The sequence below is a fragment of the Kitasatospora sp. NPDC086791 genome (assembly GCF_040685975.1).
GTDB lineage: Bacteria > Actinomycetota > Actinomycetes > Streptomycetales > Streptomycetaceae > Kitasatospora.
In genome coordinates this window covers 42644-54716 of sequence record NZ_JBFBOC010000020.1, presented here as the reverse complement: position 1 = coordinate 54716, position 12073 = coordinate 42644, and the positions used below count along the sequence as shown (strand labels likewise).

At 74.2% G+C, this 12073-nt stretch carries 13 protein-coding genes; 2 read left to right on the top strand and 11 right to left on the bottom strand.

The window, feature by feature from the left end; translation table 11 throughout:
• Window positions 1-79: 79 nt before the first annotated feature.
• The 7 genes from AB0Q99_RS24110 to AB0Q99_RS24080 all read right to left on the bottom strand — a co-directional run bounded on the left by AB0Q99_RS24110 (window position 80) and on the right by AB0Q99_RS24080 (window position 6773).
• Entirely contained in the window at window positions 80-883 is an 804-nt protein-coding gene (locus AB0Q99_RS24110) for a MerR family transcriptional regulator (protein ID WP_363575037.1), read from the bottom strand.
• Window positions 884-1015: 132 nt separating this feature from the next.
• Window positions 1016-2065 carry a 2-oxoglutarate and iron-dependent oxygenase domain-containing protein gene (locus AB0Q99_RS24105; protein WP_363575035.1) on the bottom strand — a complete coding sequence of 350 codons (1050 nt, stop codon included), beginning with the start codon at window positions 2063-2065 and terminating at the stop codon, window positions 1016-1018.
• A 344-nt stretch (window positions 2066-2409) separates the two neighbouring features.
• Entirely contained in the window at window positions 2410-3168 is a 759-nt protein-coding gene (locus tag AB0Q99_RS24100; protein ID WP_363575033.1) for a MerR family transcriptional regulator, read from the bottom strand.
• Window positions 3169-3322: 154 nt separating this feature from the next.
• On the bottom strand, window positions 3323-3697 hold the full coding sequence (locus tag AB0Q99_RS24095) for a hypothetical protein (protein WP_363575031.1): 375 nt from the start codon (window positions 3695-3697) through the stop codon (window positions 3323-3325).
• A 47-nt stretch (window positions 3698-3744) separates the two neighbouring features.
• Window positions 3745-4881 (bottom strand): SUKH-4 family immunity protein, encoded by a 1137-nt coding sequence (locus AB0Q99_RS24090; RefSeq protein WP_363575029.1) that lies wholly within the window; start codon window positions 4879-4881, stop codon window positions 3745-3747.
• A gap of 131 nt (window positions 4882-5012) precedes the next feature.
• Window positions 5013-6032, bottom strand: coding sequence for a hypothetical protein (locus tag AB0Q99_RS24085; RefSeq protein WP_363575028.1), 1020 nt, complete (start codon window positions 6030-6032; stop codon window positions 5013-5015).
• A 150-nt stretch (window positions 6033-6182) separates the two neighbouring features.
• Entirely contained in the window at window positions 6183-6773 is a 591-nt protein-coding gene (locus AB0Q99_RS24080; protein WP_363575026.1) for a DinB family protein, read from the bottom strand.
• Between the two features lie 115 nt (window positions 6774-6888).
• Here AB0Q99_RS24080 and AB0Q99_RS24075 point away from each other — a divergent pair, with 115 nt between their 5' ends.
• A complete protein-coding gene (locus AB0Q99_RS24075; RefSeq protein ID WP_363575024.1) occupies window positions 6889-7740 on the top strand; it encodes a methyltransferase domain-containing protein in 852 nt (283 codons plus the stop codon).
• A 42-nt stretch (window positions 7741-7782) separates the two neighbouring features.
• Here the strand turns inward: AB0Q99_RS24075 and AB0Q99_RS24070 are convergent, their stop codons facing one another.
• The 4 genes from AB0Q99_RS24070 to AB0Q99_RS24055 form a co-directional block, all read right to left on the bottom strand.
• On the bottom strand, window positions 7783-8355 hold the full coding sequence (locus AB0Q99_RS24070; protein ID WP_363575022.1) for a dihydrofolate reductase family protein: 573 nt from the start codon (window positions 8353-8355) through the stop codon (window positions 7783-7785).
• Window positions 8356-8451: 96 nt separating this feature from the next.
• Window positions 8452-9189, bottom strand: a complete 738-nt coding sequence (locus AB0Q99_RS24065; RefSeq protein ID WP_363575020.1) for an SRPBCC domain-containing protein — start codon at window positions 9187-9189, stop codon at window positions 8452-8454.
• Window positions 9186-9890: a helix-turn-helix domain-containing protein gene (locus tag AB0Q99_RS24060; protein ID WP_363575018.1), complete on the bottom strand. Its 705-nt coding sequence runs from the start codon at window positions 9888-9890 to the stop codon at window positions 9186-9188. Before AB0Q99_RS24060 ends, AB0Q99_RS24065 begins: the two co-directional genes overlap by 4 nt.
• Before the next feature lie 141 nt (window positions 9891-10031).
• Window positions 10032-10457 (bottom strand): YjdF family protein, encoded by a 426-nt coding sequence (locus AB0Q99_RS24055; RefSeq protein ID WP_363575016.1) that lies wholly within the window; start codon window positions 10455-10457, stop codon window positions 10032-10034.
• A 713-nt stretch (window positions 10458-11170) separates the two neighbouring features.
• Here AB0Q99_RS24055 and AB0Q99_RS24050 point away from each other — a divergent pair.
• Window positions 11171-12073 (top strand): hypothetical protein, encoded by a 903-nt coding sequence (locus tag AB0Q99_RS24050; protein ID WP_363575014.1) that lies wholly within the window; start codon window positions 11171-11173, stop codon window positions 12071-12073.

The window sequence follows — 12073 nt, the reverse complement described above, 5'->3', positions numbered from 1 at the left end:
GGGGGCGGCTCCGGGTCCTGGCCGGGGTCCTGCTCCGGATCCTGCCCCGCCGCCGGGTGAGGCCGTGCCCCGCACGGCCTCACCCGGCGGCGGGCTCCACTCCTCGCCGATGTTCCTCGGCCGGTTCTGCCGCCGGTTCCGCTGGCGGTTCCCCCGCCAGTTCCTCGCCGAGCTCCTCCCGGAGCGAGCGCTGGAACGCCGTGACCAGGGCCTGCGCCACCATCGGCTGGATGTGGTCCGTCAGCGCCTTCATCCGGGCCAGCTCCTCCGGCGCCGGTTCGCTCTCCCGGTACGGCTTCCACACCGTCTCCCGGAACAGCCGCTGCAACTCCCGTGCCGTCGCCCGGCTGTGCTCCAGCAGCACCGCCCGGGCGGCCAGCAGGGTCTCCAGCGGGATCGGCACGTCCAGGATCCGCACGCCCAGCGGCAGCAGGCCCGGATCCACCCGGAACACCTCCGGGTCGTCGGTCCGCTCCAGCGCCCCCATCGCCGCCAGCCGCCCGACCTGCTCCTGCGACAGCTCCCGCCCGGCGCGCCGCTCCAGCTGGGCCCGGCCCAGCCGCTCGACGGCCTCCGGCGTCCACGAGGCCACCAGCGCCCGGTGGATCGCCAGGTCCAGCGGCGTGCTGTCCTCCGGCAGGCTCGCCAGGTACCGCTCGATCGCCGCCAGCGTGAGCCCCTGGCGCTGCAGCTCCTCGATCAGCCCCAGCCGGTCCAGGTGCGCCGCGCCGTACAGCCCCACCCGCCGAGGCCCCAGCTCCGGCGGCGGCAGCAGCCCCTTCGTCCCGTAGAACCGCACCGTCCGCACCGTCACCCCGGCCCGCGCCGCCAGCTCGTCCACCGTCAGCCGCACCTCGCCCGCCACGGCGCCGTGCTCCCCCATCCGCTGCCTCCCGCACTGGCACACTCCTGCTGTGACACCAGCAGTGTGACAGTGCGGGCGGTGCCGGTCCACTGGTGGACCGCGGTGGTGCCGTGCCCGGCACGGCCGCGGGCGTGCCGGGCACGGGGTCGGTCAGGCGAGGGCGGAGTGGTGGCGGCGGGTGACTTCGGGGTGGGCCCGGGTGTAGCCCTTCCACTCGTTGAGGCCGAAGTCGGCGAAGAGGGGGTTGTCGGGGTCCTCGGTGGCGCCGGGGGCGTGGTGGGCGAGCGGGAAGTCCAGCGGCGCGATGTGGGCGTCGAGGCGCGGGTTGTAGAAGAACGGGACGGAGAAGCGCTCGCGGGCCCCGGCCGGGCTGACCACCCGGTGGCTGGTGGCCTTGAGGTAGCCGTCCGTGGCGACCTCCAGCAGCTCGCCGAGGTTGACGACGAAGGCGCCTTCGAGCGGCGGGACGTCCAGGAAGCCGCCGTCCTGGCGCTCGACCTGGAGTCCGCCCACGGTGTCCTGGAGCAGCAGGGTGATGAAGCCGTAGTCCTTGTGGGCGCCGACGCCCTGGCCGGCGCCGTCCGGGGCGGTGCCGGGGTACCGGACCAGCTTGAGGCGCAGGTGGGGGTGGCCCGCGAAGGCCTCGTCGTAGAAGTCGGGGCGGGCGCCGATCGCGGTGAGGAGTTCGTGCAGCAGCCGGCGGGCGACGGCGCCGAGGTGGTCGATCCAGCCGAGCGCGGCGGTGCGCAGCTCGGGCAGCGCCGCGGGCCACTGGTTGGGGCCCTCCAGCCACCAGTACGGGGGCTCGTCGGCGCCGGGGACGTGCGGGGGCAGCTCGGCACCGATGTCCAGCTGGTCGCGCCAGTCCTGGCTGCCGCCGGTCCGTTCGTCGCCGGTGCGGGTGTAGCCCCGGTAGTGGGGGGAGTTGAGGTTGCTCACGGCGAGCCGGTCGGCTTCGGGGAGGGCGAAGAAGGCGCGCATGGCCCGGGTGAGCGCGGCCGTCTCCTCCGCCGTGACGCCGTGGCCGACGAGCTGGAAGAAGCCGACACCGGTCGCCGCGGCGCGGAGCTCGTCGTGCAGGCGGCGGCGGTCCTCCGCGCTGCCGTCGGCGAGCGAGAGGTCGATCACCGGGAGGGCGTCCGTGGGGGTGGAGCCGGAACCGGAGCCGGTTTCGGATATGGGGGTGTGCTGCTGCGTCATGTGTGACATCCGCTGGGTCTCGTCCCGGCCGGGCCCGGTGGTCGACCGGGGGCGCCTGAGCAGTGCCTGGTGCGGCGGGTGCTCCGGGAGCCGGGAGGCGGGGGGCGGCCGGGCGGGGCCGCCGTTGAGGGTGGGTGGAGCGAGGTTCAGCCGGAGCGTCGACAGGACATGGTGGTCACGCGGAGCAGGTCCACGTGGCGGCGGCGAACAAGGATGAGCACGTCACCAGCCTAAATGACCGGTTCGGCGGCGAGCCAACCCCCTGCGGCGGAGGGCCGCTCCCGCAGGGCCCGTCCCCGGCGGGAGCGGCCCGCCGAACCCCGGCCGCACCCGGGCGGCCGGGGTCAGGACAGCCGCGCCGCCGCGTACGCCTCCATGGCGGTCCGCTGGTACCCGGCCAGGCCCGGGGCGATGGCCTCGTACGCGGCGCTCCACCGTTCGTTCCCGGTGCAGGAGCGCGCCATCGCGAGGTACTCCTCCGCCGGGACCGGCCGGACCGTGCCGAGCAGCCGGTACTCCTCGTCGATCATGCTCTGGACGGGTTCGGCGTCGGCCGGGTGGCCGGACGCCATCAGCTCGGCCAGGCGGATCATGCGCGCGGTCCGCTCGCGCTGTCCGGCCTCGATCTCGTCCGGGCTCATCGCGGCGGTCGCGCGCCGGGCCGCCTCGGCGTGCTCGGGGAAGTCGCGCAGGCTCGCGTCGACGTCGGTGGGCCGGATGCCCTCGAAGAGGTTCTCGGGGCGGTTGATGGTCATGGGTGTGCCGTCCTTCCGGGAGCGTTCCAGGTCGGCGATCGTGCGGGAGACGGTGGCGGCCAGGGCGTCCAGCCGGTCGCGCTCGGCGACCAGCCGTCGGTGGTGGCCCCGCAGGGCGTCCAGCTCGTCCACCCGATCGCCCAGGATCCGGGCGATCTCGGTCAGCCCCACCCCCAGCGCCCGCAGCACGAGGATCTGCTGCAGTCGCAGCAACTGCCGTTCCTCGTAGTAGCGGTGGCCGTTGGAGCCGATCCGGGCCGGCGGCAGCAGCCCGATCTCGTCGTAGTGCCGCAGCGTCCGGGCGGTCACCCCGGACAGCCGGGCCACCTCCGCGATCGGCCAGGCCATGGCCGCCTCCCCTCGTTTCCGGGTCCCCACGTTCGTCGTACCGGGGCCGGTTCCTCCGGCCCTGGTCACGACGGTAGGAGCTGCCGCTGCGGCAGCTTCAAGTCCTGACGTCCGAGTCCCCGGACGAGCCCCGTCAGCCCGGTCCGGATCCCGGTCAGCCCGGTCCGGGGCCCGGTTGCCAGTCCAGCCCCGGGTACGGACGCGGCCGGGCCAGCCGGACCAGGCCGGCCCCCGCCCACGCCACCACCGTCAGCAGGCCGTAGAACAGCAGCAACGCCCAGAACGGGGTGGTGGACAGGCTCCGGTGCTCGAACCGGCACCAGGCGTCCGGCGGCAGCCAGGACGCGCCCGTCTCCAGCAGCCGTCCGCCCCCCGACACCAGGCCGTGTTCGCAGCGCTCGGCGTAGTCCAGCGACCGGACGTACAGCAGCTCGTACAGCCCGCCCGCCGAGGCGAGGGAGAGGACGGCGGCACCGGCGAGGGCCACCGCCCGCCGTCGCCGACCGCCCGCCGTACGGGTGTTCGTCACCGGGGCAGCGTACCGGCGGCGGTCGTCGGCCCCGGTGGGACGCGACGTCATCCCAGCAGGCCGCCCATGTGCCCGTCCTCGGCGAGCAGCCGCCAGGAGCGGCCGGGCGAGGCGAAGGCCTCCGGGTCGACGGCCTCCACCAGCCGGTCCACCACCGTGCTCAGCAGCGACTGCGGGTCGAACACCGCCCAGGTGCCGCGGCCCCGGCCGTAGTCCCAGCGCTCCCATTCGGCGCGCAGCCGCTCGTACGTCCAGAGGGCGTAGAGCAGGGCGGACAGGTCGCGGTTCAGGTAGGCCTCGGGCTGGCCGTCGTCGTACCAGTCGGGCAGTTCCAGCCGGCCGGTGGCGCCGTCCAGGGCGACGGTGAGGTCGGTCGGCCAGTCCCCGAGGGCGATGAAGTCCCGCTGGTACGGGCGCTCCTCCTCGCCGTCGAAGTACTCGGGGTACGCCTCGCCCATGGTGACGAGCGGCTCCTCGCACACCCCGAAGATCGCGCCGCCCAGCGGCAGCCCGACCTCGGTCAGCAGCCGCCGGGTCGGCTCGTGCACCAGGGCGGTGGGCAGGTGCTCGGGCCGGAAGCGGTGCACCTGTCCGGTGCCGTCGTCCTGGTCCGTCAGCGTCGCGAGCTCCGCCACGAGCTCCGCGCCCACCTCGTACGCGGGCCCGTCCGGGCCGCCCGGCAGCGCGCCCCAGCCCAGTGCGTGCACCAGCAGCGCGGTGCTCCAGTGCGCGGGCGGCGTGGCGCCGCTCGCGAACAGGCCCGGATCGGCCTCCCGCATCAGCCGCTCGGCCCGCGCCAGCACCTCGGCGACGACGGCCGGTCCGCGCCGTCCGTCCAGGGCCTCCGGCCGCCGGGCGGCCTCGGCGACCGCCTCCACCTCCCGCACCAGGCCGGCCAGCGCGGTCAGGTCGGAGGCCAGCAGGTCGCGTCGCGGGCCGCCGTTGTCCAGGAGCACCTGGCCGGTCGCCCCGTCCAGCAGCACCAGGTTGCCGACGGCGGCGAAGGGCGTGCAGTAGTCCGTCTCCCCGAGGACGAACAGCCGCTCCGCGTCCCCGGGGAACGGCTGCAGCACCCCGGTCGCGAGCACGCCGAAGTCCAGGAACGCCCCGGCGGCCGGCAACCCCTCCCGCGCCAGGAACTCCCGGCTCCCCGCGTGCACCACCCCGCCGGGCACACCTGCCACCCGCTCACACCCCATGTACCCCACCCCTCCCCGGCCCTGATCTCCAGACCCTAGCGGCCCGGTCCGACATCGCCACGCGGGTTTCGGCCCCTGGCCCCCACCCGCCGGGGCCCCTACGCCCCGAGGTCCGCCTACGCCCCGAGGTCCGCCTGCACCCCGAGGCCCGCCTGCACCCCGAGGCCCGTCGGGTCCACGTTCCAGCGCTCGGGCAGGTCCGCGTCGCAGAAGGCGCAGGCGTAGTGCTCCTCACGGACGAGGTTGCACTCGGCGCACCGGGGGCAGCGGCGGAAGACCGCCGCGTACGTGAAGGCGCCCGGGTGCGGCAGGCCGATGCGGGTGAGGGCGCTGGTCACGGCGGGCCAGGAGGCGGTGTCGGGGCAGTAGCCGGTGGAGTGGTTGCTGACCGTCCCGACCTCCCAGTCCCCGACCTCCCAGTCCCCGGTCTCACGATCCTCGACCTCACGACCCCGGCCCGACCGGCGGAACCCGATCTCCCCGGCGCTCAGCACCAAGTCCCCACCCGCGCAGGCGACATGCTCGCTACGGCGCGGGGCGAGCCGCAGCGCGCCGCCCAGGTCGACCACGAAGGTGAAGGGCTCCGCCAGCTCCTCCGCCGTCCGCGCGCCCACCCAGGCAGTGAACTCCTCGGCCGTCCGCACCGGTCGACCGCCGGAACCCCCGGCCTCGCGCAGCTCGGGCGGTCCCACGTACCGGTACGCCCGTCCGAAGCCGTCGGTGACCTCCGCCGCGACGCCCCGCTCGGCCAGCCGTGCCCGCCAGTACGCCATCTCGACGGCCGTCCCGCTCAGGCAGAAGTCCCTCAGCTCGTCGAGGAGTTCACGCGCCTGCCGGAGTGAGGTCGCCGAGCCCTCGCGGAGCGCCCGCAGCGCCGCGACCGGGTCGGTGAGCGGCCCGGCGAGTCGCAGCCGGGCCGGTCCGTGGGCGGTCAGCAGAGCCTCGCGGACGTCGTCCGGCACCTCCCCCGTGCCCCACTGCTCGCACAGATAGGCGTCGCAGTGCGGGCAGGAGCGCTCGGCGTCCCACCCCAACTCCCGCCCCTGCATCAGGAACTGCCCGACGCTGCGGACGGCGGTGCCCCCGCAGTCCCAGCACCGGACGGCCATCCGCGCACCCTGCTCCGTACCGGTCACGCCGGACACCCTACGGCGATCACGCGCCGCCGCCCCCGTCCCGCCCCCGTCCCGCCCCCGTCCCGCCCCCGGACCGGGGCCGATCCACTCCATCGAGTCCATCCGGGGACCGTACCCGGCGGGCCGGACTGGTCGGGCGGGTCCTACGGGTCAGGTGAGCCCGCAGGCCTTCCGGGCCGCCCGCTCCACGCGGTCGTGGTGGGCCCGCCACCAGTCCGCGTCGCCCTCGGCGGTGTTGACACCGTCGGGCCGCTGGCCGACGGCGCCGTCCACGAGCTCGCGGACCAGGTCGGCGTGGCCGACGTGGCGGTGGCTCTCGGCGATCAGGTGGACGAGGACCCGGTGCAGGGTCTGTTCGGGGCGGCTGCCGAACGGCAGTCGGCCGGTCGCGTCCAGCGGCAGGGACTCGACGGTGGCGTCCGAGTGCACCCAGACCCGTCGGTAGCGCCCGACGATCTCCTCGGTGCTCTCGTCCGCCCGCGCCCACAGGTCGCCGTTCGGCTCGGTGTCGCCGGTGAACCACAGCGGGGTCGGCTCCGGGAAGGGCCGCCCGAAGGTGTCGCCGAGGTACAGCGCCTCAGCCCCGGTGAGGTGCTTGACCAGGCCCAGCAGGTTGGTGCCGGTGGGGGTGAGCGGGCGGCGCAGGTCGTACTCGGAGAGGCCGTCGAGCTGCCAGAGCTGCGCGTCGCGGGCGTCCTGGAGGTAGACCCGGAGGTCGGTCTTGTCATCCGTCGCAGTCATGGGATCAGTCTGTTGATCGCAAGAGGCCTGTCCATCGATGTCCGGCTCGATCCCGATCGCCAACCCGTGCCATGATCAAGGCCGTTGACCCGGTGACCGCCGCGAAGGGGTGGACATGACCGACGGCTGGACCTGGGACGAGACGCTGTTCGCCGGAGCGGCCGCCCACTACACGCGCGGCAGGCTCCCGTACGCCCCCGGCCTGGCGGAGGCACTGGTCGGCGCACTGGGGCTGGACGGTCGCGGGCGGCTGCTCGACGTGGGGTGCGGGCCGGGGACGCTGGCGCTGGGGCTGGCGCACCTGTTCGGCGAGGTGGTGGGGGTGGACCCGGACGCCGGGATGATCGCCGAGGCACGGCGGGCGGGGGCCGGGCGGTCCGGGGTCACCTGGGTGCGGGCCCGGGCCGAGGACCTGCCCCCGGGGCTCGACACCTTCACGGTGGCGACCTTCGGCCAGTCCTTCCACTGGATGGACCGCGACCTGGTGGCGGCGACCGTACGGCGGCTGCTGCGCCCCGGCGGCGCGCTGGTGCACGTCTCGGACCTGAAGCCGGGAGGCCCGGAGCCGGGCCTGAAGCCGGACGTCAAACGGGATCCGGGGCCGCACCCGCCGGTGCCGTACGCCGCCGTCGGCGAGCTGGTCCGGCGCTACCTCGGACCGGTCCGCCGGGCCGGTCAGGGACTGCTGCCGCACGGCACGCCGGGCGACGAGGCCGCGGTCCTCGCCCGGGCGGGCTTCGCCGGTCCGCAGCGGATCGTCGTCCCGGGCGGGCAGCCGCTGGAGCGTACCGCCGATGACACGGTCGCGGGCGTCTTCTCGCTCTCCTCCTCGGCCCCGCACCTCTTCGCCGATCGTCGCCCGGCCTTCGAGACGGACCTCCGCGAGCTGCTTGCGCGGGCCTCGCCGACCGGCCTGTTCTCGGAACGGCAGCCGAGCACCGAGGTGTTCATCTGGCGCACCTCGTAGAGGAACTGACGATGTGTCGGCTATCGGGTGAGGGTGGTGCGGTCAGCGGACCACGTCGAAGACCTGCTTCTGCAGGCCGTTGCCGTACACCTCGTGCTCGACCAGCTTCAGCTTCTGCGCGTCCTTGTCCGTGCCGCTGAACAGGCGCTTGCCCGCGCCGAGCAGCAGGGGGTAGACGAGCAGGTGGTAGCGGTCGATCAGGCCGGCGTCCGAGAGGGCCCGGTTCAGGGTGGCACTGCCGTGGACGATGATCGGGCCGCCCTCGGTCTCCTTCAGGGCCGCGACCTCGTCGAGCGAGCGCAGGATGGTGGTCTCGCCCCAGTTCGGTACCAGGTCGTCGTCGGTGAGGGTGGTGGAGACGACGTACTTGGGCAGGGAGTTGTAGCGGGCGAAGTCCGCCATGTCCGGCCAGACCGGGCTGAACGCCTGGTAGCTGACCCGGCCCAGCAGCATCGCGGTGGCCTCCTCCTGCTCCCGTCCCTTGATCTCGAACGCTTCGGGGAGGAACTCGACGTCCTTGAAGGTCCAGCCGGAGTTCCGGTAACCGGGCTCTCCGCCGGGGGAGTCGACGACGCCGTCGAGCGAGATGAAGGCAGTGCTGATCAGGGTGCGCATCGGTGGTTCCTCTGTTCCTCGTTCTCGTGTGGGTCCGGTCGTCGGTGCGTCCGGTCGTACGGGTCGTGCGGCCTCGTCCGTCAGGCGCTCACGCGATCAGGCGAGCAGCCCGGTCAGCCAGCGCTGCCAGGAGGCTTCGGCCCCGTCCGGCGTGGGACCGAAGAGGTGGTGGAACATCAGCGCCAGGCCTGGGCCGTGGTGGAAGGCGTAGAGCCCGTCGGCGCTGCGGACCTCGAAGCGTTCGTCGTCCGCCCAGACCACCTCGCCCTCCAGCGGCGGCAGACCGGCCGGTTCGACCTGGGCCCGCGCGCCCACGGTGACCGGGAGAGGCAGCGACAGGGCGCCGGCGAGGGCCGTCCGGATCTCCGGGGCGGGCCGCCCGGCGGACGGTGCCGCGGCGAAGACGGGGACGGCGGTGCGTCCGGGGAAGTGGGTGAGGTACTCGCGGAGCGTGTGGAGGTGGAAGGGCCAGCCGCGGCGCAGCGCGTCGTACTCGTCCTGCCAGTCGTCGCCGAGCAGGCCGCTGTGGACGACGCGGAGCACGGTGGCGCCGCCGTCCCGGCCCTCGATCAGGTACTCGAAGGCCATGAAGCGGCCGTCCTCGGCGGTGGCCGTACGGGTGGCCAGGCGCTTGCCGGGCTCGTAGGCGGTGATCACCGCCTCCGCGCGGTGGCCTCCGGTCTCCATGACGGCGGTGCCGCCCTCGCGCGGGTCCAGCTCGTTGCGGCCCATGAACCAGGAGTCGATGCCCGGTCCGGTGGCGATCGCCTCCCAGACCTGCTCCGGGCTCGCGGGCAGGGAGGTCTCCAGCTCGATCTCGAACGGGTGGGTCATCGCGGGTTCTCCTGGTTCGCTTCGGTCTCGGCTTCGGTGCCGGCCTGCGGCGTTCCGGTTTCGCCCCCGCCTCCGGCCTGCGGTGCTTCGGTTCCGGCTTCAGCTTCGCCGCAGGGTCGTGCCGTCGAGGGGATCTGGTGGAGCCCGACCACCACCCGGTGGCTGCGCCCCCCGGGGGCGGACTCGTCGTGGTACCGGCTGACGAGGGTCGCCACGGCCTGGGCCAGTTCCTCGGCGAAGGCCGTCCGGTCGGCCGCGGAGGCGAACCGCACCTGGGCGTCGACGCCGAAGGTGGCGACCCGCCGCCGGGCCCGGGCGGCGCCGGTCAGCAGGGTCCCGACCTCCTGCACCAGCCGGGAGCCCAGGGCCAGCAGCCAGTTGGCGGAGAGCTGGTTGGGGGAGCGGGCGGGGTCCGGGCTGACGGCGGCCAGGACGCTGGGGGAGATCACGTAGGAGGCCGCGGTGGCGCGGTACACCCGTTCGGTGACGTTGCCCTTGCGCCGCTCCTCGGCGAGTTCGACCAGCCGGTGCCGCTCCAGCTCCTTCAGGTGGTAGTTGACCTTCTGCCGGGGCAGGCCCAGGCGGGTGGCCAGCATGGCGGCCGAACCGGGTTCGGCCAGGGCGGCGAGGATCCGGGCCCGGATCGGGTCCAGGGACGCCTCGGCCGCGGCGGGTTCTTCGATCACAGCGACGTCCAGCACCCCTCCAGCCTCCATCCGACAAAAAAATTTGTCAAGGAAAGAATGCTTGTCGGTAGCCCGGTAGCCCGGTAGCCCGGGCTACCGAGCGCAGGAGACCGCCCGTCCCGGCGGGATGGCCGGGACGGGCGGCGTGGCACGGGACTACCGCCCCCGGTGCCGCTTCCCGGCCTGCCGCCTGGCCGACTCCCGCCGCTCGCGGGCGTCCTCGGCGGCTCGGCGCTTGGCTGCCGCACGGTTGAGGTGCCCGGCTTCCTCGTGCGCCCGGGTCAGCGCCTCCTCGGCGGCGGTGCTCAGCGGCCGGGCCGCCAGCTCCTTCGCGGCCTGCCGGGCGAGCCGCTTGGGGTTCACCGGCTGCCGCCGTGCCCGCCGTTCGACGGTCACCTCGGGTGCGGCGAGTGCGGCGCCCAACAGCCGGCCGAAGTCTCGACGGACGAACTCCAGCAACTCCGCGTTGCCGGGCTCGGCCCCGAAGACATGGCGTGCCGCGCGGACCCCGTCGGGGCCCGCGATCTCCAGCACCCCGACCCAGAACGGGTCGTCGAAGAACACGCTGAACGTGCTCGGCATGGTGCGTCCTCCCATGGTTGTTGCCACGTCCCGCGCGCGATCGCGCGCCGGGAGGTACGCGCCGGACACCCTGGGAGGGAGGTTACTGACGGCCGGCTGGGGGCCGACTGTGCCCGGACTACCGACCGGGACTGTGTTTTCGCGCGTTCCGACGCCGATCGTACGGGGATTCCCGGGCCGGCTTCTTCACATATTTCGATGTCCGGCTGCCGTCCGAGCCGTCGAGCGGATTCGGGCTGTCACCGGAGCACGGAGGCCGCATCGTCGTTCTGGGTCTGGTGGACGGTCACGATCGCGGCCACGGCGTCGACTTCGACCGGTCCGGTGATCTCGCGGTCCTCGCCGGATTCGGCCGAGGAGATGTGTACGGGGAAGTGGCTGATACGGCATTCGAGCGTCGGCGCCGTATTCGTGCATCGGTTCTTGAAGACGCCGGTTGTCCCGTGTCCGTTGATCGCGGAACGAGACTACGTCGAGTGAAAACGGTCCACGGGGGCGCTCTTCGAGTACCCGGCCGATGAGGTCGCCGCGACCGGCAGGCCGCCCCGCCCTTCGGCAGCCGACCGCTCGACCTGCGGTGAGGCGGACCTGCCGGTCGCCGGGATCCAGCGAGAAGGTTCGGCCTTCGGCGGGGTGGGGGAGCACGGAGAGTGACCGGTGGGGCTGTCGAGTCGGACTTGAATCTTTGCGAACGAATGTTCGATCCTGGGGTTGTGCCCGTTTTCGAATCTGTTTTCGAATCCGCCGTCGAGCAGCCCGTACGCCCCGCGCTCCGACCGGTGGTGCTTCCGGCTGCCGTGCCGGGGGAGGCGGGGGAGCCGGGCGAGGGGCGGGCGGGGGTCCGGGGACTGCTGCCGGTGCCGTCCGCGCTGCGGGAGGTGCTGCCGGAGGGCGGGCTGCGGCGCGGGACCGCGGTGTCGGTGGCGGGTGGGGACACCGGGCTGCTGCTGGCGCTCGCCGCCGGGGTGCGGGAGACCGAGGGTGGCTGGGCGGCGGCGGTCGGGCTGCCGGACCTCGGACTCGCCGCTGCCGAGGGGTACGGGCTGGACCTGCGCCGACTGCTGGTCGCGGACGACCCGGGGCCGCACTGGGCCGAGGTGGTGTCCGTGCTGGCCGGCGCGGTCGAACTGGTCATGCTGCGCCCGGACGGCCCGGTGCCGCCGAAGCTGGCCGCCCGGCTGGCGGCGGTGCTGCGGCGCAGCGGCTGCGTGCTGCTGGTGGCCGGGCCGTGGCCGGGCGCGGCGCTGCGGCTGGGGGTGCGGTCCGGACGCTGGTTCGGGCTGGGCGACGGCCACGGGCAGCTCGCCGGGCGGCAGGTCGAGGTGGTGGCCGAGGGCCGCGGCTCGGCGGTGCGCGGCCGGACCACCCGGCTCTGGCTGCCGGACGAGCACGGCGCGGTGCGCCCGCTCCAGGAACGTCCACTCCAGGAACGTCCACTCCAGGAACGTCCACTCCAGGAACGCCCGCTCCAGGAGCGTCCGTTCAAGGAAAGCCCGCTCCGGGAACGGATCCGGGCCCACCCGGACCAGGTGCGCCCGATCCAGGCGGGCCCGTCCGGGGAGCAACCGCAGCCCGTGACGGAAGCGGCCGCACCACGCGTCGCGGCGGTGGTCTGA

Bases quoted from the DNA above. Each gene is read 5' to 3' on its own strand.
- AB0Q99_RS24100 (WP_363575033.1), bottom strand. From the start codon at position 3,168: ATGGCCTGGCCGATCGCGGAGGTGGCCCGGCTGTCCGGGGTGACCGCC.
- AB0Q99_RS24105 (WP_363575035.1), bottom strand. From the start codon at position 2,065: ATGACGCAGCAGCACACCCCCATATCCGAAACCGGCTCCGGTTCCGGC.
- AB0Q99_RS24055 (WP_363575016.1), bottom strand. From the start codon at position 10,457: ATGCCGAGCACGTTCAGCGTGTTCTTCGACGACCCGTTCTGGGTCGGG.
- AB0Q99_RS24080 (WP_363575026.1), bottom strand. From the start codon at position 6,773: ATGACTGCGACGGATGACAAGACCGACCTCCGGGTCTACCTCCAGGAC.
- AB0Q99_RS24075 (WP_363575024.1), top strand. From the start codon at position 6,889: ATGACCGACGGCTGGACCTGGGACGAGACGCTGTTCGCCGGAGCGGCC.
- AB0Q99_RS24110 (WP_363575037.1), bottom strand. From the start codon at position 883: ATGGGGGAGCACGGCGCCGTGGCGGGCGAGGTGCGGCTGACGGTGGAC.
- AB0Q99_RS24070 (WP_363575022.1), bottom strand. From the start codon at position 8,355: ATGCGCACCCTGATCAGCACTGCCTTCATCTCGCTCGACGGCGTCGTC.
- AB0Q99_RS24065 (WP_363575020.1), bottom strand. From the start codon at position 9,189: ATGACCCACCCGTTCGAGATCGAGCTGGAGACCTCCCTGCCCGCGAGC.